Here is a 25,601-nt window from a genome sequence, read left to right as displayed (position 1 = left end):
GATTTCGTTATATCCAGATGGATATAACGATCGTCAGCAAGTTACAATCCCCGACGAAGGCAATTCTCAGCCCTTCAGTTGGGCAATGCTGAGAAGCGTGGTAGCGCTGATGGTGCCCGTGCTGTTGAACAGCGACATGACGGGATCCGTGTCGGACTCATTGGCAAGATCATACATGGCCGTGAACCGGCCGATGAACTTCTCGAGCTTTTCCGGATCCTGCATTTCCTCGAGATCAAGGAAACGTTCGACAAGCGCCTTCTGCTTGTCGATATCCATTGTCGACATTTCCTCGGGCAGGCTGAACGCGGTCCGGAACACCTCCAGAAGTGCCGTATCGCCCAGAATGTCGTAGGCCGTGTTGATGTCCGGCGCCATGCGCTTGAAATAGAGCGCAAGGCGGGCACCGGCGCTGTCCTCACCCGTTTGTTCTTCCAGAGTCTGGCGCAGATAGAGATATTCAGTGTTCAGTTCGCCAAGCCTTGTCTGAACACTACCATCGCGACGAATGATGTTGCCCTTGGTATCGAAGTTGAACGAGGCGACGATTTCCACAAAGCGGTGGTCGTCCTGCTGGTTCACGAAGCTTTCCGGGTCCTCGAGATCGGACGCAAAGATCTGCTTGAGGAAATCCTTGCTGACTTCCTTCGGGTCAATGCCGTTGGCTTCCAGCACGAAATTCACCAGACGCTTGTTATCGAGCAGTTCGGAGACTTTCGAGATATTCTGGATGTTCTCGGAATAATAGCTTGCTTCCTCGGTCGCCTTTTCCTTCTGGTCCTCGTTGCCGTAGCGCGTCTTGAGGATGACATAGTCCTTGGCGGTCTGAGTGATCTGCAATTGCGACTGAGCCAGTTGTGGCGCGGTCTTTTCGCCATCTGCATCGAAATTGAACGCCGCAGCCAGGCTGGTGAACCGCTCGTCCTTCTGCAAGTTGGCGTAGCTGGTTGGATCGTTGAGATCGCTTGTCAGCGTCTTTTCGATGATGCTGTCCTTGGTCGTATCGGGATCGAACCCGAATGCGGTCAACACGAAATCATAGAGTTTCGGCGTCCCTTTCAGTTCCTCGATCGAATCCATGCCGCCGATCTTGGAACGGTAATAGGTATAGAGATCCTCGTCCTCGGCATCCTGTTCATCATCATAGCGGGCCATATAGAGGCTGCTGGTTGCGGATGTCTGGGTGGATGTCTGCGCGGTCCCCCCGCTCGCGATCGAGCCGTCCGTTTCGAAATTGAAGGCTTTCGTGAGCGCTTCAAAGGCGGAGCCGCCGAATGTGGTTGCGTAGTTCCCCGGATCGCTGAGGTCCGATGTCAGGATGTTCTTGATCGAACTCTTCAGCGTCACGTCCTGAAGATTATAGGCCACCTTTATATAGTCGAGCATGCGGCTGTCGCCGACCAGTTCGTCGACATTGGTGATCGAACCGATCTTGCTCTCGAAATAGTCCTTGTTCATCTCGGCCGCGGCCTTGACCATATGGGACGGCACATTGAACGTGTAGGCTTGGGTCACCGTATGGGTCTGATCAGTCGTCTGGACCGCGGTGCCGCTGTCGAGCTTGCCTTCGGAATTGAAATTGAAGGCGTTGGAGAAGGCTTTCAAGGCGTTCTTGTTGGCCACGGCGAGCGTGTTGACATAACTCGCCGGATCGGACGTATCGCTGGTCAGCACTTTCGTCAGATGCGTCTTGTCCCAGTATTTCGTATCCAGTTCGAATGCTTTGAGCACGTAGTTGCGCATGCGCTCGTTACCGAGCAGCTGATCGACATTGGTGACCTTGCCGATGTTGGCTTCGAAATAGGCCGTTTCGGCAACAACCGACGCCTCTTCGTCCTCCAGCATCTGCTTGTGGCTGTCGATCACGCTCTCGATCTGTTTCGACGTCTGGACGATCTTCGTTTCGGACGAAGACTGGAAGGCACTGGCAAACTTCTTGTAGCGGTCGTCAGTCAGGCGGTTGGCAAAGGAAGCCGTGTCGGTGAGATCGCTTTCAAGCACCTTCTTCATGAAGGCCTTGGCATAGGTCATATCTTCCAGACCATAGGCCTTCATCGCATAGGAATAGAGGCGGTAGTTATCGAGAAACTCCTCGACCGTTTTCACCTTGCCGATGTTTTCCTTGTAATAATCGGCATCGCGGCTGACTTCGTTGGTAGACCGAAGCCGCTCCAGCTGGGTTTTCATATCTCGATTGACGAGATTGTAGCTCAGAAAAGTCGAGACCATTTGCGTTCCTACCAATAGCTTTCAAAATTATAACATCGAAGTCTTATCCGAAGCTTACTTGGGCTCGGCACACGCGCTCGCCAACGTTCACCTTTCGAAAACCTAATCGCGAGGCGAATTGATAACCATCTGACGAGGCAAACTTTTCTTAACCGAGAATGTTAAGCGCCCTCGAAGGGACCCTCGCCTATCGTTCAGTCACAAGAGGACAAAAGTCCCGCAACGAAGAGCGTGGCTCTCAAGAAAACAGGGTCTGAAAATGCCGAACACCGAAAAGCAGCCCGCCTGGGCAAGTGATCTCCTGCGGCTCGATCCGGGCTTGTTCCCGCAGCAACTGAGCTACAAGCTGGCGGATTCGTCCGACATCGTCACGGTCACTCTCGATGAGCGCGGCGCAGTCATGCGCCGTCCGCTTCCTTCGAGCGGATTGCCGCTGTCGATTGCCCTGCCTTCGCGGCTTTTCAAGGGCGTCGCAGCCCGCGCCATCGATCATGGCAATGGCGAAGTAACGGTGACGCTGGAGCTTCATCACGACGATCCGTCACTCTGCATTCCGCTGCTGGTCGCTCACGATCTCTATGATATCGCCGCCGACTGGCGCTCCTGGTCGGAAGCCTATGGCATCCCGATGCTGATGATCGAGGCCGACGGGATCGCCCACGAACTCGATGAACATCTGCTTTCGAGCGCACGCCGGCCCGCCAAACCACGCCGCCGCTATTCCTACTTCGCCGATCGTCGCCCACGCTTCCTCGTCCGCCGCAAGACCGGCTCGCTCGGCATCAGCCTGAAGCTCGATGGTCGACAGATCTTTCCGCGCGATTAGAGCGTAGATCGACCTGATTGAATCATTCTGCGACAAGGAATTTTTGTCAGGATCAAGGTCTTTGCCGAGAGCATACCTATAGGTACGGTCGATGGCAAAGACCGCAGAGATTGGCAAAAATTCATTTCGCCCATCGGGCGGCCGCTTCGCTCTTGCGAAGCGAAAGCACGCCCGACTTTCATAATGCGCAGATTTGCGTGAGCAAATCTGCGGTGGGTTGGCTGAAACTGGCTTCCCGCAACGTCGAGCGACTTGGCTGTATGCGACGGCTACAGCACGCGCCGCTCTCCTCGCGGATAACCAGTTTGAGCCAACAGAATTGTTTCAATAAGGCCGATCTACGCTCTAAGGGCAACGAACACCGCATACACAAATGGCGCCTTCCGGCGCCATTTTGCATTTCTTCTCTGCCAATCGTTTAAAGATCGAAATTGGTCGTGGTGAGCGTATGAACGCCGTCCAGCAGGATTTCCATATCGGCAGTGCCATCCCCATCCACATCGAGCTGGATCGTGGTCGTTGATGCATTCTGGACGTATCGGACTTCTGCCTGGCCGGTCGAATTGAATGCGGACGAGCCGATGAAATCGAAGGTATCGGCAGCCACAAGATCCTTGAGGTCGAAGACATCATCCGAAATCGAGAAGTCGGTGATGAAGTCGGCATCCGTGCCGGTGCCCGCATCGCTCTCGCTCGAATAGACAAAGATATCGTCGCCATCACCGCCCGTGAGCGTATCGGCACCGGCGCCACCGATGAGGGTATCGTCACCCATGCCACCGCGAATGATGTCATTGCCATCGTTGCCCTTCAGCAGATCCTGGCCATTACCACCGTTTATAAGATCGGCGCCATCGCCACCGTAGATGCTGTCAGCCCCGGCGCCGCCCTGGATCGTATCGGCGCCTGCGCCGCCACGCAGAATGTCGTTGCCTTCGCCGCCGTCGATATCGTCAGCACCGTTGCCGCCATCAATCGTGTCGTTGCCGATGTCTCCGGACAGGTCGTCGCTGCCGTCGCCACCATCGATTTCATCTGCACCATCACCACCGGAGATCGTGTCGTTTCCATCGTCGCCGGTGATCGTGTCGGTGCCAGCGCCGCCGGTCAGTTGGTCGGCTCCCAAACCGCCGGAAATCGAGTCATTACCATCCCCGCCAGAGATCGTGTCGCTTCCGGCATTCCCGGACAGGATGTCATTTCCACTGCCACCGCTGATCCAATCGCTGTCGTCCCCGCCCTCGATCGTGTCGATGCCTGTTCCGCCCGTGATTGAATCATGGCCGGTGCCGCCGAAAAGCTCGTTCTTTCCGTCGGTCGCCGTGATCACGTCATTGCCGTCGCCGGCATAGACCACGTCGTTGCCGGTGCCGGCGGAGATCGTGTCATTGCCCTCGCCGGCCTTGATAAGGTCGTTTCCGGCGCCGCCATCGATCCGATCCGCATCTTCGCCCCCGGTGATCGTGTCATTGCCGAGGCCACCATAGAGCGTGTTCTTGCCGTTACCGGAGGCGATTTCGTCGTCGCCGTCACCGCTGTCGATGTAATCATTGCCGTCGCCTGCCGTGATGACATCATCGCCAGCATCGCCATTGACGGTATTGTTACCGTCACCCGCCTTGATCGTATCGTTTCCGGCCCCGCCTTCGATATCGTCCGCGTCAGCGCCACCGGTGATCACATCGGCACCCAAGCCGCCGATCAGGGTGTTCTTGCCATCGCCGGCAGTGATATCGTCATCGCCGTTACCGCCATCGATGACATCGTTGCCATCACCGGTAACGATCGTATCGTTGCCGGCATCGCCATTAACGGTGTTGTTTCCGTCACCGGCCTTCAGCACATCGTCATCATCGCCACCATCGATGACATCATTGCCGTCACCGGCCGTGATGGTATCGTCACCGGCACCACCATTGATCGTGTTCTTGCCGCCGCCAGCCGTGATCGTGTCATCATCGCTGCCGCCGTCGATGACATCATTGCCGTCACCAGCCGTAATCGTGTCATCACCGGCACCGCCGTTGACCGTATTGTCGCCCGCACCGGCATCGATCGTATCGTTCCCAACACCACCGGTGATCGTATCGCTACCGGCACCGCCCGTGATCGTATCATCACCTGCGCCGCCGGTCAGCGTATTGGCGCCGTCTCCGCCGGCGATCTGGTCGTCGCCTTCGCCACCGTCAACGACATCATCGCCATCGCCGACGGTGATCTTGTCGTCTCCAGCCTCGCCATTAACCGTGTTGTTACCGTCACCGGCATCGATATCATCTTTCCCGTCGCCGCCGTCGACCACATCGTCATCAACGCCGGCGATGATCGTGTCCGCACCAGCGCCGCCATCGATCGTATTCTTACCGTCACCACCGTCGATCGTATCGTTGCCGTCGTCTCCGGAAAGCTTGTCGTCGCCATCACCGCCATAGAGGCTGTCATTGCCGGCGCCGCCCTTGAGAATGTTGGCTTCGTCCGTTCCGGTAATGGAATCATCGCCCGACGATCCCTCGACATTCTCGACCGACTTCAGCGTCACGATGCCACCGAAGTTGCCCATGTCGTTTTTGCCATCGAGCTTGATGGTGAAACCGTTCCCCTTGTCGAGAATCAGCCAATCTTCGCCGTCGCCGGCATCGACAACGGTCGAACCCGCTTTGTACCCCCCTGTCGGCGAAACCGTATAGATCCGATCATCACCACCATTGAGGTTCAACGACCTATTGAAACCGTTGAGCGCAACTTTATTGTCCTCATCGCCGAGCGAGGGACCGTCGCGGGTTTGAATGTACCAGTCTTCGAGCACGGGCTGGTATTCGACAAAGTCCCGCCCCTCGGGCAGGGGCATTTCAAGCGCTTCATTATCGAAAGATCCAGACGCATTGCTTCCATCGGAATCGTCGCTTTCCGCCTCGGCAGCCGTTTCGCTTTCGCTATCGTCGGAAGCCGCGGCAACAGTCGTTGCCTCATCGCTCACAGCATCACTGTTTTTCGATGAGGAAGCTGCGGCTTCTGTCACGGACGGCTCAGCATTCAGGACCGAATCCACCAGTTCGGTGAGCGATTCGGTCAGCGACGCGGTCAGCTGCAACTCATCATGGGCATCCGAAAGCGTTGGAAACTGGCTGAAATCGAAACTGTCGATTTCCAGAGTTTCCAGGAGATCCGCGAGCCAATCCACGCCGTTATCCTCGGCCAGGCCAGCGAAATACGGAATCTTCAGCAGCGTCGCCATAAGATTGGAATCAACGGCCATGCCAGTTTCAACTCCCAAAAAGTCCAAATCAGTTAAGCGTTTCTTTCATAGGCTGTAAGACGAGTCAAACCCGCACGCGTAACAAGAGGCCTACTTCACAATAGAGTTGTTCAGGCGAATGGCAAAGCTGCAACAAGTCCTGCAAACAAGACCGCGCCAACTCGGTTGTTGAATTTAAACAACGCCAGACATTGCGCCGCATCATTTATGTCGAGAATGAGAATTTGCCAGGCAAAGAGCGCCAAAGCGACCAATAATCCGATCCAGGCGGGGAATCCGACCCCAGCCGATGCAAAGGAAAAAGCCAGCATCAGGACGGCAAGACCATAGAGTGCGGACAGCCAGTACTTTGTGTGATCGCCAAACAGACGCGCCGTTGAACGCACGCCAATCAGCGCATCGTCTTCCTTGTCCTGATGGGCATAGATCGTATCGTAACCGATCGTCCAGAAAATGGCGCCGACATAAAGAAGAAGCGCGGCGAAGGAGAGAGACCCGAATTCTGCTGCCCAGCCCATCAGCGCCCCCCAGGAAAAGGCGAGGCCAAGAAAGAATTGCGGCCAGTCGGTGAAGCGCTTGGCGAAAGGATAGATGGCTACGACGGCAAGCGACAGGATGCCGAGGAAAATCGAAAAGCCATTCAGGCAGAGAAGCACCGCCAGACCGGCGAGCGCCTGCAGGGCGAGGAAAATCTTGGCGGCGTTGCGGCTCACCCGACCGGATGGCAGGGGGCGCGAACGCGTGCGGGCAACGCTCGCATCGATTTCGTGGTCGACGAGATCGTTATAGGTGCACCCCGCCCCGCGCATCGCGACGGATCCGACGAAGAACAGCAGGAGATGCCAAACGAACCGTCCGAGCGAGAAGGCGTCCAGGCTCGCGGCTGCATTTGCGGCAAGCGCGGCCGACCAGAAACAGGGCCACATGAGCAATTGCCAGCCGATGGGACGATCCCACCGCGCGAGCTGGGCGTAGGGCCACAGCAGCCGCGGCAGAATGCGATAGACCCAGTTGGTCGAAGGCGCGTCCAGAACGCGGCCGGTATCTGTCGAAGTCGTGCTCATGCCTTTCGAATGGACGCAAAAGCGCCAGACGTCAAGCGCACGGCACCCGATCAGGGAATGGTGAAGCCGAATCGGTAGCTGGCCGAAAGACCGATGAGGACTTGGTTGCGCGAACCACGCTCCTCAACAAGCGGCGCATTGGCTGCCGGTCCCATCAGACGCTTGTATTCGGCGAACGCGCCCGTCTCGATCTTGTCGGTCGCCTTCCAGTTGATTTCGGCGGCGAGACCGAGCGATTCGAGGCCGGCACCCGGCTTGTATTTTTTCAGGCCGGAGGCCTTGGATGCAGCCGCATCGACGCCATAATAAGCCGTCATGTAATCCTGCGACGCGATCGTCATCCGCGGACCGGCAGAGATCCGGATATCGGGCGTCACATCGGTGAAGGCATCGGCAGAGAGATCGGCGACGATCCCCTGGTGGCTGCGAATACCGTGGCGCACTTCGGCGCGCAGACGCATCCAGTCGAGCGGATAGGCTTCGGCAAATGCACCGAGTTCCACACCCAGCTTCACCGGCTTCAAACCCTTGAGGTCGTCGGAATCATCGCCATTGCGCGGCATAACGAGCTTGCCGGTGGCGCCAACGCGGATGGAACCGGCGTCATAAAGCGACAGCGACGGATTGTCGTCACGTGCCGAAAACCGCACGACGTTGCCTGCCTTTCCCATGGAAAAGAGCGGCTTGGCCTGGAAAAGATAGTCATTGTCCCCGCGATAGCGTGGCGCCGTGAAGGTCGTGGCACCTAGTTTCACATACCAGTCACCGGACCACCAGGCATCGCCGGCGGACGCGGCAGTGGTGGATGCAAGCAGGGAGCCGATCGCAAGGGAGATAAGAAGACAGGAACGCAAAACACACCTCATATGTGTAAACGAAGCAATCCGAAAAGCGATTGTATCGATACCGACCAGAAGCTGTAGCTCTGAATGGTTACCGAATCTTATACCGCTTCTCCTTGAAACCGGATCACTATGAAACAATCCATCTCGAAGTCCAGCCCGGCAGGTGGCGTTAATGGCAGGCGGCTTGACCTTTGCAGCCTCGACCCTTAACGGAACCGCATCGATATACAAGGAGGCGGAAATGCGCGTATTGCTGATCGGTTCGGGTGGACGCGAACATGCTCTGGCTTACAAAATCGCCCAGTCGCCGCTTCTTACAGAGCTTTTTGCCGCCCCGGGCAATCCGGGTATCGGACAGTTTGCCGAAATTGTCGACCTGACGATCGAGGACCAGGAGACCGTGGTAACCTTCTGTCGCGACAGGGCAATCGATTTCGTCGTCTTCGGGCCGGAAGCGCCGCTGGTCGCCGGCCTGTCCGACCGGCTTCGTGATGCCGGCTTCAAGGTATTCGGCCCATCCGCTGCCGCAGCACAGCTCGAAGGATCGAAGGGGTTCACCAAGGATCTTTGCGCCCGCTTCAGTATTCCCACTGGCGCCTATATGCGGTTCAACAATGCGCCGAAGGCCAAGGCCTATGTCCGCGCCCAGGGTGCACCGATCGTCATCAAGGCCGACGGACTGGCAGCCGGCAAGGGCGTGACAGTCGCCATGACAGTCGAGGAAGCGCTGGCGGCAATCGATGATTGTTTCGAAGGGGCGTTCGGTTCGGCCGGGGCCGAAGTGGTGGTGGAAGCGTTCCTCGATGGCGAAGAAGCGAGCTTCTTCGTGCTCTCGGACGGTGTGAATGTGCTGCCGCTTGCTTCCGCACAGGATCACAAGCGGGTTGGCGATGGCGATACCGGCCCGAACACCGGTGGCATGGGCGCCTATTCGCCGGCGCCTGTGATGACCGACGATATGGTTTCCCGCACGTTGAAGGAGATCATCGAGCCGACCGTTCGCGGTATGGCGGAGATGGGCCATCCCTTCAGCGGCGTGCTGTTTGCGGGCCTGATGATCACGGCCAAGGGTCCCGAACTGATCGAATACAATGTCCGCTTCGGCGATCCGGAATGCCAGGTCCTGATGATGCGGCTGAAATCCGATCTCTTGGAACTGCTGCTCGCAACCGCCGAGGGTCGTCTCGATACGGCAACGGCGGAATGGCGCGAGGATACAGCGCTGACCGTCGTCATGGCAGCACGCGGCTATCCCGGCAGCTATGCCAAGGGCAGCGCAATCCGCAACCTGCCGGCCGACAGCGATACCGCGAGAACCTTCCATGCCGGTACCAGAATGACGGAGACCGGGCTCGTCGCCAATGGCGGTCGCGTTCTCAACGTCACGGCTCTCGGCGCTTCGGTTTCGGAAGCGCAGGCGCGCGCCTATGCTGCGGTCGACAAGGTGGATTGGCAGGATGGTTTCTGCCGCCGCGACATCGGCTGGCGCGCCATTGCCCGCGAGCGCGACGGCAACTGATTAACCAGCGCTTAACCAAAGTTCGTGACCCAAGTTTAAGGCATCCCCGTTAGTCTTCCGGAAACGGAATTCTAGGGAGGGTGCGACATGCGCCTTATCGTGTGGACAGGACTTGCGATCGCGCTTGGCGGTCCGGCTTTCGCGCAGCCTCAGGAGCGCGGGAACCTCGCGCCTGACTCCAGCATCGAAACGATTACATGTTCAGCCTGTGCCCCGCTGGAGGAAAAAAAGCCCGAGGGCGTTCCCGAAATCGTACTCGCACCGGGAACACAGAAGGTTGAGACCCGCGAAATCAACGGCGAACTCAAGGTTTTCCGGACCGAAGCCTGGCTGGGCGGCTCGCCGGTGACCTATGTATCGAAAGCGCCGCCCGCGATGCAGGCAGAATTTGAAGACGAGAGGGCAAAGGAAAACGCTGCCGCCCATCCGGCTGACAACGCGCCTGCCGATGCAGCGCAAGTGAATGACGGCGATGCCATCGACATCAATGCCAAGACGTCAGCTGTCGCCGCGACACCGCCCGAAGCCGGCAAGGAGATCAAGGTTGAGGCCCCGAAAGCTGCCATGTTTGACCCAAGCAAGCTCGAATTGCGGCTGAATTGATCTTTTCTAGCGCTCAAGAAAGAGCGCCAGTTCATTCAGCCGTGCTGGACTGAAGACAGGAATTCCAGCCTTTTCAAGCAGCGTTGCGGTGACTCCGCGGCCGATATGCCGTTCGGCCGAAAAGCTTCCATCATAGATAAAGCCCGAGCCGCAGGAGGGGCTGCCGTCGATCAGCAGGGCAGCAACGCAACCGTGCTCGCGCGCGAAGGCAAGAGCCTTTTGCGCACCTCGAAGAAATCCGGAACTGACATCGAGCCCGTCCCGGTCGATGACACTGGCCGATCCATCGAGCACGTCGGAACCGTTGCGGCCATCCGCGATTTCGGCCGGTGCGCGCGGCACGGCAAAGCCGCCGGCCATTTCGGGACAGAAGGCCAAAAGCCGCCCCTCGCGTTGCCATTGCTCAAGCTGCGGATGAGAAAGAGGCTTGGCCTTGCCATCGTAACGCACCGCTTCTCCCATCAGGCAGGCGCTGACAAGGATGCGTTTCATCACTTGCCCGTCCGGCGCAGATGTTCGTCGAGCCGCGGCATGATCTCGATGAAATTGCAGGGCATGTGGCGATAGTCGAGCTGGTCGCGCAGAATGCCATCCCAGGCATCGCGGCAGGCGCCGGGCGATCCCGGCAGCACGAAGATATAGGTGGCATTGGCGACGCCGCCCGTGGCACGCGACTGGATGGTCGACGTGCCGATCTTCTCGTAGGAAACGCGGTGGAAGATCGCCGAAAATCCATCCATGACTTTTTCGAAAAGGGGCAGCAGAGCCTCCACCGTCACATCGCGACCGGTAAAGCCGGTTCCACCTGTTGTGATCACCACGTCGATCTGTTCGTTCAGCGTCCAGTCGCGCACCTGATCGTGGATCGCCTGACGATCATCGGGCACGATGGCGCGCGCCTCGAGCCGGTGGCCGGCCTCGGTGATGCGCGCCACAAGCGTGTCGCCGGAACGATCATCCGCCAGTGTCCGGGTATCGGACACCGTCAGCACCGCAATGCCGACCGGAATGAAAGGTCGCGCCTCGTCAATTCGTCCCATCGTCGGTCTCCGAGCCGGTTGTTGCCGGCTGGATGTACCATTCCGGATGCTCTGCCTCAAGCTTACGCGCAGCCCTGAGGCATTCCGCCGCCGTGCGATAAAGGCCGAAACAGGTCGCACCCGAACCGGACATGCGTGCAAGCAGCGCCTCGGTGGCAGCCAGTCGTGAAAGCACATCGGTAATCTTCGGCTCTATCGAACAGGCCGGCGGCTGCAGGTCGTTGCGTGCCGCTACAAGCGATGCAATCCAGTCCGCCAAACCCGCCCCCTCCCCCGGCAAGACAAGCGGCGGGTTGGTCTTGCTTGAAAGATTGCGGAAGATGACCGGGGTCGAAACTTCGACAAGCGGGTTGACGAGCAGAAGATGAAGAGGCGGAAACCCGGAAAGGAGGCGCAGATCTTCGCCGATGCCGCGTGCGACAAGCGGCCGGCTTTCCACACACATCGGCAGATCGGCTCCCAGAGGCAAGCCGATCGCACAAAGGGTTGCCGCATCGAGCCCGAGATCCCAGAGCCGGTTGAGCCCCCGAAGTGCTGCGGCCGCATCGGCTGAGCCGCCACCGATCCCGGAAGCGACAGGCAGGTTCTTTTCGAGATGGATATGAACAGCCGAGGCCGCTTTGCCGCGCGCGATGGCGACCGCCCGCAATGCATCGCGTGCCCGCAGCACCAGATTGCCGCCTTTGGGCGCCGCATCGACCGGCAGGGACGCTCCAAACCGGCCCGACAGCGTCAATCCGTCATCGGCCGCCGGAGAAAACTGCAACCGATCCCCGGCATCGGCAAACACGACCAGCGAATCGAGCAGGTGATAGCCATCGTCGCGCTGTCCCGTCACATGAAGAGCGAGGTTGATCTTGGCGCTGGCGAATTCCGAAACCGTCACGAAACCAAACCCCGGGATCAGGGCTTGGCGGCCGGCAATTTCAGCATCTGACCGGGCTGGAGAATATCCGGATTGCGCTTGAGACCGGGATTGAGATCGATGATCTCATGATAGCGCTGGCCATCGCCCAGAAGATCGCGCGCAATGTTCCAGAGCGAATCGCCCTTTGCGACCGTATGTTCGGACTGGCCGGTCGCCGTCTCGTCTTCCATGTCGTTGGCGCTTTGCGGCGCGGCCGGGACCTTGTCGTTACCGGCAACTTCGGTCGTCGATGCCTTCGGCGCTTCAGCCTTGGTCGGCAGTTCCGGCAGGCCCTCGCGGATCTTCTTTTCGATCTTCGGCTGCTCGCCGGGCTCCGGCTTCAGTTCGATAGCCGTGCGCCACTGGAAGATCGCCTCCAGCTTGCGGCCGACGCGCCAGTAGGCATCGCCCAGATGGTCGTTGAGCGTGGCATCCGCCGCCTTGAGTTCGACGGCCCGCTCCAGTTCGACAACCGCATCGTCAAACCGGCCGAGGCGGAAATAGGCCCAGCCGAGCGAATCGACGATGTAGCCGTCATCCGGCCTGAGATCGACCGCCTTGCGGATCATGTTGAGGCCTTCGTCGAGATTCATGTTCATGTCGACCCAGGAATAGCCGAGATAGTTCAGAACCTGGGGCTGGTCAGGGAAGAGCTCGAGCGCCTTCTTGAAATTCGGCTCGGCAAGATCCCACTTCTTCAGGCGCTCATAGGCAATGCCGCGCTGGAAGAAGACCGACCAGTCCGTCCGCTTCGCAATAGGGCCGACGACCTCGACTGCCTTGTCATAGACCTTGGCCATTTCGGCATAATTCTTCTGGTCCGACAGGAAGCTGCCATAGGCAATATAGCCACGCAGGTCCTTGGGATCGGCAGCGACGGCTGATTCCAGATGCGCCTTGGCTTCGGCGATCTTGCCAGTGTTGGCCAGATTGAGGCCAAGCTGCAGTTCGGCAATACGGCGCAGCGGCGAATCCGGTGCCACCTGACTATACCATTTGATCGCCCGTTCGGGCTGTTCCAGCCCTTCGGCGAGGCCGCCGAGAAGGACGGCGGTATCGGCGGCAGGATCCAGCGCATAGGATGTCACGAGATAGAAAGAGACGATGTCCTGGGCGCTTTGGCGGTCCGGTGCGTTGGTGAGCGACTGGTTGAGCGCGCCGCCAACGGCAAAGAGGACCGAAGCCATGCCCTGCTCGACCGTCTTGACGGCAAGCTCCGGCACCTTGCCAGCTTCGATCTGCTTGCGGAAGGCCTGCAGCGGCATGTAGTTGGGCGCGAAAGTCTCGCCGGCAGAAATCGCATCGAGCGCCTTCTGCTTGTTGCCTGCCTTGGCCTCGATGGTCGCAAGCGCCATAACGGCCCGCATGTAGAGATCGCTTGCGGCAGATCCCTGTTCGCGATCGGCAACCGTTTCGCTGAACTTGCGGCGCGCTGTGTCGATATCGCCTGCAGCAGCGGCAATCGCACCCGCCGAATAGTTGCGGAACACGGCGTACCAATCCGGCCCTTCGAGATCTGCGGCAGCGGCAACGGCTTCCTTGACCTTACCTTCGCCGAACTGGCCCCAGGCCGCGATCAGGCTATTGACCATGCGGTCGAGCTCGTTCGGCCCATCATACTTGAGAAGATCGTAGGCCTTCTTGTAATCCTTGGTGCGGATGCCATCGATGGCGCGGGCGATTGTGGCGATGCGGGCGACAGCCGGATCATCCTTCAGGATATCGGCTTCCTTGACGCCTTCATCGAAGCGGCCGCCCATGAACAGGCTGACCATCAGGCGCTCGCGCACCTCGATATTGTCCGGCTCGTAACGCAGGGCCGTACGATAAAGCTGGACGGCCGTGTCGTAATCGTAATCGTTGTCGGCGGTGCGCGCTGCCAGGATGGCGCCTGAGAATGTGTCGACCGAGGCCGCATCGAAGACGGTTGCTGCTGCCGGCTTTGGCGCCTCCGGCGCCTTGTCTTCGGCTCTTGCGGTGACGGACATGACCAGCAACAGCCCAATTGCGGTACCAAGACGGAAGCGGCCGGTATTCAGGAACGCCATTCTCAAGCCTCTCATTGATGCGCGGATGCGCAAATCGCTTCGGCACTAAAGATCATAATTCAGCCACCCTCACAAGGCGGGAGCGGCCGCGATGCGGAACACAAGAACGGCCGTTAGCGGTAGATCGTGGCAATCAGTTGACGCGATCGATGCAGAAATCGATGACTTCCATCAGAGCGGCCCGCCAGGGCGATGCCGGAAGCACGGCCAACGCGTCGCGCGCCATGGTGCCATAGTGGTTGGCCCGCGCGATCGTATCGGCAAGCGAACCATATTTGGTGATCAGGCCCATCGCGCGTTCGAGGCTGGCATCGTCGTTCTGGCCGCCTTCGATGGCTTGACGCCAGAAGGCCCGCTCCTCCTCGTTGCCACGGCGCCAGGCCAGAATGACCGGCAGCGTGATCTTGCCTTCGCGGAAATCATCGCCGGTATTCTTGCCGAGATCGGCCGTCTTGCCACCATAGTCGAGCACATCATCGACCAGCTGGAAGGCGAGACCGAGATTCATGCCGTAGGAGCGCAGGGCGGCGCGATCGGCCTTGCTGGTGCCGGCAATGATCGGGCCGACTTCAGCGGCGGCAGCAAAGAGCGCCGCCGTCTTGGCGCGGATGACCTCGAGATAATCATCCTCGGTCGTTTCCATGTTCTTGGCGACCGACAATTGCAGCACTTCGCCCTCGGCGATCACCGTCGCAGCGGTGGCGAGAACATCGAGCGCTTCGAGCGAGCCGACTTCCACCATCATCTTGAAGGCCTGCCCAAGCAGGAAATCGCCGACGAGCACGCTCGCCTGATTGCCCCAGAGGATGCGGGCGGTCTTCTTGCCGCGGCGCATGTCGCTCTCATCCACCACGTCATCATGAAGAAGGGTGGCGGTGTGCATGAATTCGACAGAGGCTGCGAGCTTCACATGGGCTTCGCCGCGATAGCCGAACAGATTGGCGGCAGCAATCGTCAGCATCGGCCGCAGCCGCTTGCCACCCGAGGAAATCAGATGGTTGGCGACTTCCGGAATCATCTGGACGTCGGAACCCGCCTTGGCAAGAATGAGCTGGTTGACACGCTCCATGTCACCCCGCGTCAGATCGACGAGCGGCTTGATGGAAGCCTGTTTGTTCTTGTTTTCGTCAAGCGGCACAACAACGCCCAAGGCTAAGACTCCTGTACTTTTCTCGGGTCCGACCATAAAAACAGCCAGCTTGCGCGGCAAGAGGCGAATTGTCCCGATCAACGGAAAATGACGAAAAGAAGGTGAAATCTTGATCGAAATCATCCGGACCAACGATCCTGTGGCGCTTTCCTTTGCCGAAAGCCTGTTGAGAGATGCCGGCATTCATTGCCTGATCGCCGATCAGGCAATGAGCATTCTCGAAGGCTCGATCGGCATGTTGCCCCGGCGTCTGCTGGTGGAAAGCGATCGCGAAACCGAGGCGCGGCGACTGCTGACCGACGCCGGCCTGGGTGCGGAACTGCGCCCATGACGGTGACGGAGACGATCGACGCCTTTCATTTCGGCGTCTTCCATGTGCTGCAGCCGAAGGGGCGCGGCCACCGCTCCGGCATGGATGCGATGCTGCTTGCGTCGATGGTCGAGGCGAAAGGCGCCATCAGGGTCGCAGACCTTGGCGCCGGCGCCGGCGCTGCCGGCATGGGTGTTGCCGCCCGCCTTGCCGATGCCGAAGTCTGGCTGGTCGAAAAGATGCCGGAAATGGCGGACTATTGCCGCCGCAGCGTTGCCCTTGCCGAAAACGCAGCGATTGCGGACCGGCTCACCGTCATCGAGGCGGATGTGACGCTCAAGGGCCGGGCGCGAGTGGCGGCCGGGCTTCCCGACGATCATTTCGACCATGTTATCATGAACCCACCCTTCAACAATGCCAGTGACCGCAAGACGCCGGATGCGCTCAAATCCGAGGCGCATGCCATGCATGAGGGGCTGTTCGAGGCCTGGATCCGCACTGCCGGCGCCATTCTGAAACCGGGCGGCCAAGTTTCGCTGATTGCGCGGCCGGAATCGATCGCCGAGATCATCGATGCCTGCGGCAAACGCTTCGGCGGGCTTGAAATCACCTTCCTGCATCCGCGGCAGGGCGATGCGGCCATCCGGCTTCTGGTCAGTGCGGTCAAGGGCTCGCGGGCGCGGCTGACCATCCGCTCGCCCATCTTCATGCATGAGGGCGAAAGCCATCGCTTTCTGCCCGATGTGGATGATCTCAACAATGGCCGCAGGGCCTACGGACGGATCGTCCGCAAGCAGCAGCCGTCGTAAGCCATTGGCCCCGCGCTTGCGTTTCGGGCCTGGCGCACTACATGACAGTTCAGTTCAAATACGGATAGACCATGCTTGACGCCCTCAAACGGCTTGTTCCCAAGAAATTCCGCCAGTCGAAAACCGTCATTCCCGTCGTGCGCCTTTCCGGCGTCATTCAGTCGGGCGGCAGCGCGCTTCGCCCTGCGCTCAACCTGCAGAGTGTCGAGAACCGGCTGAAGAAGGCCTTCGACATGAAGAAGTCGCCGGCGGTGGCGATTGCGATCAATTCGCCCGGCGGTTCGCCGGTACAATCGCGCGCCATCTTTCTGCGCATCCGTGATCTGGCCCGCGAGAAGGACAAGAAGGTCATCGTTTTCGTCGAGGATGTGGCCGCGTCTGGCGGCTACATGATTGCGCTTGCCGGCGATGAGATCATCGCCGATCCGACCTCGATCGTCGGCTCGATCGGTGTCATTTCCGGCGGCTTCGGCTTTCCGGAGCTGATCAAGAAGCTCGGCATCGAGCGACGCGTCTATACATCCGGTGAAAACAAATCGGTGCTCGATCCCTTCATGCCGGAGAAGGAGAGCGACATCGCGCATCTCAAAGCGCTGCAGGCCGACGTCCACAAGATATTCATCGACATGGTCAAGGAGCGCCGTGGCAGCAAGCTCGCCGACGATCCCGACCTCTTTACCGGCCTGTTCTGGTCGGGCGAACGCGGGCTGGCGCTCGGTCTCGTCGATGGGCTCGGCGATCTCCATAGCGAGTTGCGCAAGCGCTATGGCGACAAGATCGAAACCGAGGTGATCGGCACGCAGAAGGGCTTTCTGGGCCGTCTGCTGGGTGCCTCGCAACCGGCTGCCATCGGCATCGGCCTGGCACAGGGGCTCGTGGATACCGCAGAAGAACGTGCATGGTGGGGGCGTTACGGCCTTTGATGCGCTTATCCGCTTTCCGCGGACGCATTGCATTTGCCTGATGGCGCTTTTCGCGGAAAATGGCTAAATCTACGCTGGTCTATCTGGGGAGTTGGTGGTGGGACTGTCGAAAGTCATTTTCGTGCTGGTGGTGGCGATCATCGGCTGGGTTGTCTACAAGAAGTTCGTTGCCGATGCGATCAAGCTGGCGCGGCGCAATGAGGAAAAGCGCAAGGCCACCGCCAACGGCGCCTCCGGCACGCTGGTTCAGGATCCCGTGACCGGCGAATATCGCGTCAAGCGGGCTGATGAGGCGTGACGCCCGAGGGTCAAAACTCAATCAATTTTCGGTCTCCGTGAGCCGGCGATAGGCAAGCTCCTCGTTCAGCCACTCTTCGTCGGTTGCGGTCATCTGGCGGCGCACCCGTTCGGCCATGTCGCCCAGCGTATCGGTCGTATCCCGCGCCTCGGCAAGCAGATGGGCGATATAGTGCGATAGCGAGCCGAAGCCGTGCAGACGGACCTGACGCTCGGCAAAGCTCCGCAAATCATCCGGCAATTCGATTGACAGTGTCTCGGGCATCGGTCTCTCCCGCAGTGCAACCAAATCCTAATGGAAAGCCGGTTGACAGGCAACCAAGCGTTTCGACGGTCGAAAATGCATCGCCCCGACAAGGCGAGGAGTACCAAAGCTCTTGCCCTTTCCTCTTGACCCTTGGCGCCGCGCATGGCACCTGTCCGGCGCAATTCGACCCCTTTCCGGAATATGACGATGACCGCAACCGTCCCGCCCCATATGGATCCCAAGCGTTCCTTTCAGGCCCTGATCCTGACGCTGCACAATTACTGGGCCGACAAGGGTTGCGCGGTGCTGCAGCCTTACGACATGGAAGTGGGTGCCGGCACATTCCATCCGGCAACAACGCTGCGCGCGCTCGGTCCGAAGCCCTGGAAGGCAGCCTATGTGCAGCCGTCGCGGCGCCCGTCGGACGGTCGCTATGGCGAAAACCCCAACCGCCTGCAGCACTATTACCAGTATCAGGTGATCCTGAAGCCGAACCCGTCGAACCTGCAGGAACTTTATCTCGGTTCGCTGAAGGCGATCGGGCTCGATCCGCTACTGCACGATATCCGCTTCGTCGAGGACGATTGGGAAAGCCCGACACTCGGCGCCTGGGGTCTGGGCTGGGAATGCTGGTGCGACGGCATGGAAGTCAGCCAGTTCACCTATTTCCAACAGGTCTGCGGCATCGAATGTTCGCCGGTCTCGGGCGAACTGACTTACGGTCTGGAACGCCTCGCCATGTATGTGCAGGGCGTCGACAATGTCTATGACCTGAACTTCAACGGCCGCGAAGGCGACGAGAAGATCAGTTATGGCGATGTCTTCCTGCAGGCCGAACAGGAATATTCGCGCCACAATTTCGAGTTCGCCAACACCGAAATGCTGCATCGGCATTTCGAGGATGCCGAACGCGAATGCCAGGCGCTGCTGGCCGCAGGCGCACCTGCCGAATCCGACAATATCAAGCTGCACAAATGTGTCTTCCCGGCCTATGACCAGTGCATCAAGGCTTCCCACGTCTTCAACCTGCTCGATGCGCGCGGCGTGATTTCGGTGACCGAACGGCAGAGCTACATCCTGCGCGTCCGCACGCTGGCCAAGGCCTGCGGCGAAGCCTTCCTGCTGACCGATGCCGGCGGCGTGAATTGGGACAAGGCGGGCTGAGCCCAACTTGCAATCAAGGCGCGAATCTTCTTAGGTACCTGCAGGGACCTTGGGGGCATTTGTGTCGGATAACGAGTTGCAGCGGCGTGCTTCGCTGATCGGCAGGGTACGCAGGATCTTCGCGGTGATCGCCGCGTTGTCAATGTTCGGGATTGTGATCCATATCGGCATGATCGCAATGATGTTGCTGGGTGGGCCCGAGGCGCTCATTCCTCCCAACTCTCTGCCCATCGAACCCAATGTGTGGCCAAGCGTGGACGAGGTGACTTTTCTCGCCCTGTTCCTGCTGTTGGTCGCGGCTGGGCTCCTATGGCTGGTATGGCTTTTCCTTTCGATGCGGTTTGTCCGCCGGGCTGGCGGCCGCACCAGGTTCAGCCCGTGGATTGGGATTGTCTATCACTTCGTTCCCGTGCTGGGTCTCGTCATGCCGATGCTCTTGCTCGATGAACTCGAAACAGCACTCGAAAACCTTATCAACAAGGAATCGGTGAACCGCAGCGTCCAGGGCTTGACGACAGGCGCGGTGACAAAGCTTGCGATGATCCTCCTCGTGGCCGCTGGTTCTATGGTTGAGGATGCCAATTCCGGGCAGCAGTATGCGGTTGCGCTTTTAACCGTCGCCGCAGGTAATCTGCTGATGCTTCTGGCCCTGTGGTTATCCACCCGATTTGCTTTGAAAATGGAATTGTTGCAGCAGGCCATCGCTGGTCGGCTCCAACCAGATATTCCGGAATCATAACATGCAAGACGCATATGATCGTTTTCAATCGGTGTTTCGCATGCGGCAACATTCTCGATGGCACTTTGGCGGGTGAATGCTGATCAACATGCCGATTGAGGCGCGAGTTTTCCATCGCCCCAATTCGGGTCCACTCAAATCAGATCGCTTTCCTTGACGCCCAGCTCCCAGACAGGCTTGAGCGTCGGGAAGGCACCCGTCGGCAGCTGACCGGCATAGATCTGCAGGCAGCGGCGCATGCCGGCGGGCTGAACGGGCTGCATGGCTACCGCATAGTCGAAGAACAACACGGCGAAGGCGAAGATGTTGATCATCAGAGCAAGCGGTTTCATGGCGGGCTGTCCGGTTGGTTTCAACTTGAAAACCAGGATGCGCCGCAAGCACGATTTCTTCAGTTTCCGAAGTGACAGAGACGAAGAATGAACAGGTGCTGATGCAAGAAATTCTCTCTGGCGGTCGCATGACTTTTGTCATCTGAAACGTTAGTCTCGGAAAGGCAGGAATACCGGAGGGGCGCCATGTATTACATCATCGCAGCCGTGGTCGTCGTCGCGATCATCATCTTTCTCTATAACGGGCTCGTCCGCGCCCGGCAGATGGCCGAGGAGGCCTGGTCGGGCATCGATGTGCAGCTCAAGCGGCGTGCCGACCTGATCCCCAACCTGATCGAGACGGTCAAGGGCTATGCGGCGCACGAAAAGACCACGCTTGAACAGGTTGTCGAGCTGCGCAACCGGGCCCAGGGCGTGCCGCAAGGCGATGTCGCTGCCCGCAGTGCCGCCGAGGGCATGCTCAGCCAGGCGCTCGGCAAGGTGTTCGCGCTTGCCGAAGCCTATCCCGATCTCAAGGCGAACCAGAATTTCATGGAACTTCAGCGCTCGCTCGAAGGGATCGAGGGCGAATTGCAGATGGCCCGCCGCTATTACAACGGCTCGGCACGCGAACTGAACATCAAGGTCGAAAGTTTCCCGGGCAACCTCATCGCCGGCCCGTTCGGCTTCCGGAAGAAGGACTATTTCGAAATCGAGAACCCGGCCGACCGGGCCGTTCCGACCGTCAAATTCTGAGACCTGCCATGGGCAAGTTCCTCCGTTTCCTGCCCCTGCTCTTCCTGCTCCTGGCCGCTTTACCGGCGCGCGCGGACGAGCGCATCCTCTCCTTTCATTCGGTGATCGAGCTTGCCAAGAGCGGCAAGATGACGGTGACCGAAACCATCAAGGTCAATGCCGAGGGCAGCCGGATCCGCCGCGGCATCTATCGCGATTTTCCGCTGACCTTCGTTGGCGACGACGGCGCCACCCACAGGGTGGATTTTTCGCTGCTTTCGGTGGAACGCGATGGCGCGCCCGACGACTACCATACCGAAACCATCGATGGTGGCATCCGCATCTATATCGGCAAGGAGGATGTTTTTCTGGAGCCGGGCGAGCATAGTTTCCAGATCACCTACGAGACAGGCCGGCAGATCCGCTACTTTCCGACCCATGACGAACTGTTCTGGAACGTCACCGGCACACGGTGGGAATTTGCCATCATGGAAGCGTCTGCCACCGTGGTGCTGCCGGACGGCGTGAGGCCCGAAGCCACGACCTTCTTCACCGGACCGGAAGGCGCCACGGGCAAGAAGGCCCGGGTGATGGAAGAGGATGGCGAGGTTTTCTTTGCCACCACCTTTCCGCTCAACGTCAAGGAGGGGCTGACCATCGGCGTCAAGTTCGCGAAGGGCGCCATCGATCCGCCATCGGAGGAGGATCTTGCGCGGTGGCAGATGAGCGACAGCTGGAATATGCTGCTGGCTATCGGCGCCTTTCTCGTTGTCCTGCTCTATTATGTGGTGAACTGGTTCCGGGTCGGCCGCGATCCCTCCAAGGGCATCATCGTGCCGCGCTGGGATGCGCCGGAAGGCCTGTCGCCGGCTCTCGTCAACTATGTCGCCAACAAGGGTTTTTCCAACGGCGGCTGGACGGCCTTTGCCGCATCGATGGTCGATCTTGCCGTCAAGGGCCATATCAAGCTCGATGATGTCGGCGAGACGGTGACGCTGAGCCGGACGCCGGACGAACCGAAAGAGGCGTTGCCGCCCGGCGAAGACACGATCTACAACTATCTTCGCAGCACCGGCGCCTCCTTCGCCATCGCCAAGGCCAACGGGAGCCGCGTGCAGAAGCTTGGCGAGACGTTCAGGAGCGCCATCGACAAAGATCATTCCGGTCGCTACCACCGCTACAATGTCGGGTCGATTGCGCTCGGTATCATCCTGACCGTCCTGGCCTTCGTGGTGACGATCGTCTTCGGCCACCAGAGCGAAGCCATGCTTGGACTGACGATCGTGCCCTCCATCGTCTTTCTTGTCGTGGCGATCTTTTCGTCGGTGCTGGGGGCCACGGTCATGTCCTCGACATCGGCTGCCCTGCGCTTCTTTGCCGGGGTCATGCTCGCCATCTTCTGGCTGGCGCTTCTTCTGGTCATCGGCACGTCGGTCGTGCTCGCATTCGAGATGATCCAACAGAAGAGCGACCTGATCGCGCTCGGCTTTACCGGCGCGATGCTGATCATCGCCGTTTTCTTCACCACCATCATGGGGGCGGCGACACCGCTCGGCCGCAAGCTGCGCGATGGCATCGAAGGACTGAGGCTCTATCTGACGGTGGCTGAAAAGGACCGCATGAACATGGCCGGTGCCCCGACCATGTCGCCGCAGCATTACGAGCGGCTGCTTCCCTATGCGATGGCGCTCGGGGTCGAAAAACCATGGTCCGACGCATTTCAGTCCTGGCTAGATAAGGCCGGCTCCGCTGCAGATTATCAGCCAAACTGGTATCACGGCGCCTATGACCACGACCGTTTCGGCGAGCGGATGGGACGCTTTTCCTCCTCGCTCGGCTCCACCATCAGCGCCTCGTTGCCACCACCGCCGAAAAGCTCGTCCTCGGGCTTTTCTTCGGGCGGATCATCCGGCGGTGGCGGCGGCGGTGGCGGCGGCGGCTGGTAGCCGGTCGCGCGCCATTTTCGCGGCCGGGATCAGAATTCGAGACCGGCCGCCACGCGGTTTTCGATCCGCAGCACCAGACCCTGGATCTTGGCCATCAGGACATCGAAATCGATGGGCTTGGTCATGTAATTGTCGGCGCCGGCCCGCATGCCTTCCAGCATCTTTTCCCGATCTGCAAGCGCGGTGAGGAAAATGAAAGGCATGTTGGAGAATTGCGGATAGTTGATCTGCAATTCGGCCAGAAGCTCGATGCCGTCCATTTCCGGCATGGTGATGTCTGACACCACGATATCCGGCCGGTGCCGCAAGATCTGCTCGAGGCCCTCCTTGCCGTTGGTCGCCTGCAGCACCCTCAAGCCGGCATCCTGCAATTCCTCGACCAGCAATTCGCGGACATCGATTTCGTCTTCAACGCAGAGAATCGTAATCATGCTGATTTCCTTTCTTCTGGTTCGATCGAACGGAATTGTTGCGACGCCGCTTCGTTGCCCATCTCCGTGGGCGGACCGGCAATCGGAAGCACGAGGGTGAAATTCGACCCCTTTCCCCGCTCGCTTTCCACCCGCACATCGCCGCCATGAAGATCGACGATCTGCTTGATCAGGTTGAGCCCGATGCCGGTTCCGGCAATTCCGGTGGAGGTACGGGCCCTGAAATAGAGCGAGAACATTTTCGGCAAGTCGTCGGCATCGATACCGACTCCGTGGTCGCGGAAGGAAATGCAGGCATGGTCGCCTTCGCTCCAGCCGGTGATCTCGATGTCCGTTGCGTTGGGAGAATATTTCACCGCATTCGACAACAGGTTGGTGATGGTCTGGCGGATGCCGAGCGCATCGCAGCGGATCCTGGCCGGCAGCCTGTCGAGATCGAGATGAATGCGATGCCGGCTTGAAAGTTCACTTTGGCGCGATGCCACCTGTTCGACCAGCGACCGGATCGCACAGTCGCCAAGCGTGAGTTCCATCTTGCCATTGGTCATGCGGCCGGCCGACAGGAAACTCTCCATAAGTTCGACCATGCGGGCGACCGATGCCCGGATCTGCCCGGCCTTTTCGCTCAGGAATTCCCGCTCGACTTCCCCCTTGCGGCGCAGAAGCCTTTGGGCGGCACCATCGATGATCGTCAGTGGTGTCCGGAATTCATGGCTCGTCATGGTGACGAACTGGCGTTGCATGGCATTGATCTGCTTTTCATGCTCGAGCGCCTCTTCGAGCGCCCGCGCCTGCGCCTTGATTTCCAGCGTGCGCGCCCTGACCTGCTCTTCCAACTGGTCCCGGTGACGGATCAGTTCCAGTTCCGCCTTCTTGCGGATGGTGATATCGGTGTAGCAGAGAATATAGCCGCCGGCTGTCAGCGGCTCGGCACGCACGGCCAGAACCCGGCCCAGCGCGTTCATCCGCTCGAAACTGTGGGGCAGGAAAAGTCGCGCGTGATTGACGCGCTCCTGCACCAGCGCGTCGATATTGCCGTCGCCATATTCGCCGCGTTCGGCATTGATGCGGATGAGGCTCTCGAAGCTGGCGCCCGGAGGGAAGGCGTCCGGCCTCACATCAAGAAGATCGTAGAGATTGCGGTTGGCAATCATCAGCTCGAGACGATGATCGAAGACCGCGATTCCGCCCGGGAAAGCTTCGAACGCAGCCTGGAGAATGCCGAGCACCTTGCGCTGTTCTTCGGTGGTATCGACCACGACTTCCGCCAGGCACTCACCCTTCTCGCCACGAAGCGAGATGACCTTGACCGTGACCCGATAGCGGCTGCCATCGCGGCGAACCTGCACCGTGTCGAAGGTTACGAACTTCTCGTGCCCATGCAGGACCGGCTCGATCAGCCGCCGGTAGTCGCGCAGCTGCATTTCCGGCTTAAGCGACAGTGGCGTCATGCGGATCAGCTGGTCCTCGCGATAACCTGTCTTGATCGATGCCGTACCATTGGCGCGAAAGATTTCGAGCGTCGCCGGATCGAAGAGATAGATTTCGTCCGTCGAGATTTCGACCAGATCGGCAAATTGATGATCGGCGTCAGCCCGGCGGCGGTGCAGGACGATATCGGCCAGATCGTCGACCAGCAGCTTCAGGACCTCCATCTTGTCGCTATCGATGCGATGCGGGCTGTTTCCGATGAACAGGACCGTTCCAAAGACCTTTCCACTTGCGCGTTCCCGCAAAGGCAGGAGATAGGCCCGATCCCGGATTTCCTGGCTCATGGGGTTCACAAGGCCAGTCTGCGGATCATAGGTCAAAGGGATCGAACGCCAGTCAGCCTTGGTTTGGAACAGGAGCTTGTGCTGTTCGCCATAGGGCGTTTCGTTGAAAATGGCTGCACAGGGGCCGAGATCGAATTCGCGGGTGGCAACGATTTCGCCCAGAACGCCCGCGAGAACCTCATCGCGGCTGTTTGCGCCATGCATCCAGCGCAGCATCGCCCTTGTGGTGACAAGCGCCCAGACCGGCACCTTGTTCCAGACTGCTTGCGGCATAGGGGCCTCCCTGCAGTTCGTTCGGACGTCTAACATTAGAGGTTGCGCACTAACAAAGCCTGCCAGCGACGGCTAAAATTTTAGACGTGCCGCTTTTCTCTTCGGAGAGCCGGAACGGCGCATGCAATTCCAGCATGACAAACAGTGCGGAACT

23 protein-coding genes and 1 pseudogene are annotated in these 25,601 nt (G+C 59.3%); 11 read left to right on the top strand and 13 right to left on the bottom strand.

Annotated elements, in window-relative coordinates:
* Positions 1 to 66 precede the first annotated feature (66 nt).
* Complete coding sequence (locus Q4481_RS01775) at positions 67 to 2,229, bottom strand: DUF1217 domain-containing protein (RefSeq protein ID WP_304374548.1); 2,163 nt, start codon at positions 2,227 to 2,229, stop codon at positions 67 to 69.
* 259 nt (positions 2,230 to 2,488) lie between these two features.
* Here Q4481_RS01775 and Q4481_RS01770 point away from each other — a divergent pair, with 259 nt between their 5' ends.
* Positions 2,489 to 3,055 (top strand): DUF6101 family protein, encoded by a 567-nt coding sequence (locus Q4481_RS01770; RefSeq protein WP_304374547.1) that lies wholly within the window; start codon positions 2,489 to 2,491, stop codon positions 3,053 to 3,055.
* A 418-nt stretch (positions 3,056 to 3,473) separates the two neighbouring features.
* Here Q4481_RS01770 and Q4481_RS01765 read toward each other — a convergent pair whose 3' ends face one another.
* The 3 genes from Q4481_RS01765 to Q4481_RS01755 form a co-directional block, all read right to left on the bottom strand.
* On the bottom strand, positions 3,474 to 6,311 hold the full coding sequence (locus tag Q4481_RS01765) for a calcium-binding protein (protein WP_304374546.1): 2,838 nt from the start codon (positions 6,309 to 6,311) through the stop codon (positions 3,474 to 3,476).
* Between the two features lie 110 nt (positions 6,312 to 6,421).
* Positions 6,422 to 7,375, bottom strand: a complete 954-nt coding sequence (gene ubiA / locus Q4481_RS01760; RefSeq protein ID WP_304374545.1) for a 4-hydroxybenzoate octaprenyltransferase — start codon at positions 7,373 to 7,375, stop codon at positions 6,422 to 6,424.
* Positions 7,376 to 7,425: 50 nt separating this feature from the next.
* Positions 7,426 to 8,241, bottom strand: coding sequence for a MipA/OmpV family protein (locus tag Q4481_RS01755; RefSeq protein WP_377352410.1), 816 nt, complete (start codon positions 8,239 to 8,241; stop codon positions 7,426 to 7,428).
* A gap of 220 nt (positions 8,242 to 8,461) precedes the next feature.
* Here Q4481_RS01755 and purD point away from each other — a divergent pair, with 220 nt between their 5' ends.
* Both purD and Q4481_RS01745 read left to right on the top strand, forming a co-directional pair.
* A complete protein-coding gene (gene purD / locus Q4481_RS01750) occupies positions 8,462 to 9,739 on the top strand; it encodes a phosphoribosylamine--glycine ligase (RefSeq protein WP_304374543.1) in 1,278 nt (425 codons plus the stop codon).
* 87 nt (positions 9,740 to 9,826) lie between these two features.
* A complete protein-coding gene (locus Q4481_RS01745) occupies positions 9,827 to 10,342 on the top strand; it encodes a plant virulence effector HPE1-like domain-containing protein (RefSeq protein WP_304374542.1) in 516 nt (171 codons plus the stop codon).
* Positions 10,343 to 10,348: 6 nt separating this feature from the next.
* Here Q4481_RS01745 and Q4481_RS01740 read toward each other — a convergent pair whose 3' ends face one another.
* The 5 genes and pseudogenes from Q4481_RS01740 to Q4481_RS01720 form a co-directional block, all read right to left on the bottom strand.
* Entirely contained in the window at positions 10,349 to 10,834 is a 486-nt protein-coding gene (locus Q4481_RS01740) for a 2-thiouracil desulfurase family protein (protein ID WP_304374541.1), read from the bottom strand.
* A complete protein-coding gene (gene moaB / locus Q4481_RS01735; RefSeq protein WP_304374540.1) occupies positions 10,834 to 11,382 on the bottom strand; it encodes a molybdenum cofactor biosynthesis protein B in 549 nt (182 codons plus the stop codon). The genes Q4481_RS01740 and moaB overlap by 1 nt, the downstream gene beginning before the upstream one ends.
* Positions 11,369 to 12,268 (bottom strand): 4-(cytidine 5'-diphospho)-2-C-methyl-D-erythritol kinase, encoded by a 900-nt coding sequence (locus Q4481_RS01730; protein WP_304374539.1) that lies wholly within the window; start codon positions 12,266 to 12,268, stop codon positions 11,369 to 11,371. The genes moaB and Q4481_RS01730 overlap by 14 nt, the downstream gene beginning before the upstream one ends.
* Before the next feature lie 281 nt (positions 12,269 to 12,549).
* Positions 12,550 to 14,337: pseudogene (locus Q4481_RS01725) on the bottom strand (tetratricopeptide repeat protein); the annotation flags it as partial.
* A gap of 133 nt (positions 14,338 to 14,470) precedes the next feature.
* On the bottom strand, positions 14,471 to 15,487 hold the full coding sequence (locus tag Q4481_RS01720) for a polyprenyl synthetase family protein (protein ID WP_304374537.1): 1,017 nt from the start codon (positions 15,485 to 15,487) through the stop codon (positions 14,471 to 14,473).
* A gap of 109 nt (positions 15,488 to 15,596) precedes the next feature.
* Between Q4481_RS01720 and Q4481_RS01715 the strand changes: the two genes are divergently transcribed.
* From Q4481_RS01715 to Q4481_RS01700, 4 genes are all read left to right on the top strand, one after another.
* A complete protein-coding gene (locus Q4481_RS01715; RefSeq protein ID WP_304374536.1) occupies positions 15,597 to 15,818 on the top strand; it encodes a putative signal transducing protein in 222 nt (73 codons plus the stop codon).
* Positions 15,815 to 16,606, top strand: coding sequence for a tRNA1(Val) (adenine(37)-N6)-methyltransferase (locus tag Q4481_RS01710; protein WP_304374535.1), 792 nt, complete (start codon positions 15,815 to 15,817; stop codon positions 16,604 to 16,606). Before Q4481_RS01715 ends, Q4481_RS01710 begins: the two co-directional genes overlap by 4 nt.
* A 71-nt stretch (positions 16,607 to 16,677) precedes the next feature.
* Positions 16,678 to 17,529, top strand: coding sequence for a S49 family peptidase (locus Q4481_RS01705; RefSeq protein ID WP_304374534.1), 852 nt, complete (start codon positions 16,678 to 16,680; stop codon positions 17,527 to 17,529).
* Positions 17,530 to 17,626: 97 nt separating this feature from the next.
* On the top strand, positions 17,627 to 17,827 hold the full coding sequence (locus Q4481_RS01700; RefSeq protein WP_304374533.1) for a hypothetical protein: 201 nt from the start codon (positions 17,627 to 17,629) through the stop codon (positions 17,825 to 17,827).
* Positions 17,828 to 17,848: 21 nt separating this feature from the next.
* Here the strand turns inward: Q4481_RS01700 and Q4481_RS01695 are convergent, their stop codons facing one another.
* A complete protein-coding gene (locus Q4481_RS01695) occupies positions 17,849 to 18,091 on the bottom strand; it encodes a hypothetical protein (RefSeq protein WP_304374532.1) in 243 nt (80 codons plus the stop codon).
* A gap of 189 nt (positions 18,092 to 18,280) precedes the next feature.
* Here Q4481_RS01695 and Q4481_RS01690 point away from each other — a divergent pair, with 189 nt between their 5' ends.
* Positions 18,281 to 19,237: a glycine--tRNA ligase subunit alpha gene (locus tag Q4481_RS01690; protein ID WP_304374531.1), complete on the top strand. Its 957-nt coding sequence runs from the start codon at positions 18,281 to 18,283 to the stop codon at positions 19,235 to 19,237.
* A gap of 61 nt (positions 19,238 to 19,298) precedes the next feature.
* Complete coding sequence (locus Q4481_RS01685; RefSeq protein ID WP_304374530.1) at positions 19,299 to 19,976, top strand: DUF4328 domain-containing protein; 678 nt, start codon at positions 19,299 to 19,301, stop codon at positions 19,974 to 19,976.
* A 134-nt stretch (positions 19,977 to 20,110) separates the two neighbouring features.
* On the opposite strand, the gene Q4481_RS01680 is transcribed toward Q4481_RS01685, so the two are convergent.
* A complete protein-coding gene (locus Q4481_RS01680) occupies positions 20,111 to 20,308 on the bottom strand; it encodes a hypothetical protein (RefSeq protein ID WP_304374529.1) in 198 nt (65 codons plus the stop codon).
* Between the two features lie 186 nt (positions 20,309 to 20,494).
* Here Q4481_RS01680 and Q4481_RS01675 point away from each other — a divergent pair, with 186 nt between their 5' ends.
* A complete protein-coding gene (locus Q4481_RS01675; protein WP_304374528.1) occupies positions 20,495 to 21,043 on the top strand; it encodes a LemA family protein in 549 nt (182 codons plus the stop codon).
* A gap of 8 nt (positions 21,044 to 21,051) precedes the next feature.
* Positions 21,052 to 22,968, top strand: coding sequence for a DUF2207 domain-containing protein (locus Q4481_RS01670; protein WP_304374527.1), 1,917 nt, complete (start codon positions 21,052 to 21,054; stop codon positions 22,966 to 22,968).
* 29 nt (positions 22,969 to 22,997) lie between these two features.
* Here the strand turns inward: Q4481_RS01670 and Q4481_RS01665 are convergent, their stop codons facing one another.
* A complete protein-coding gene (locus Q4481_RS01665) occupies positions 22,998 to 23,399 on the bottom strand; it encodes a response regulator transcription factor (protein WP_304374526.1) in 402 nt (133 codons plus the stop codon).
* Positions 23,396 to 25,447: a sensor histidine kinase gene (locus Q4481_RS01660; protein ID WP_304374525.1), complete on the bottom strand. Its 2,052-nt coding sequence runs from the start codon at positions 25,445 to 25,447 to the stop codon at positions 23,396 to 23,398. Before Q4481_RS01660 ends, Q4481_RS01665 begins: the two co-directional genes overlap by 4 nt.
* Between the last annotated feature and the right edge of the window lie 154 nt (positions 25,448 to 25,601).

The organism is Fluviirhizobium alvei (assembly GCF_030551875.1).
Lineage (GTDB): Bacteria > Pseudomonadota > Alphaproteobacteria > Rhizobiales > Rhizobiaceae > Rhizobium_E > Rhizobium_E alvei.
This window is presented reverse-complemented; position numbering and strand designations above follow the sequence as displayed.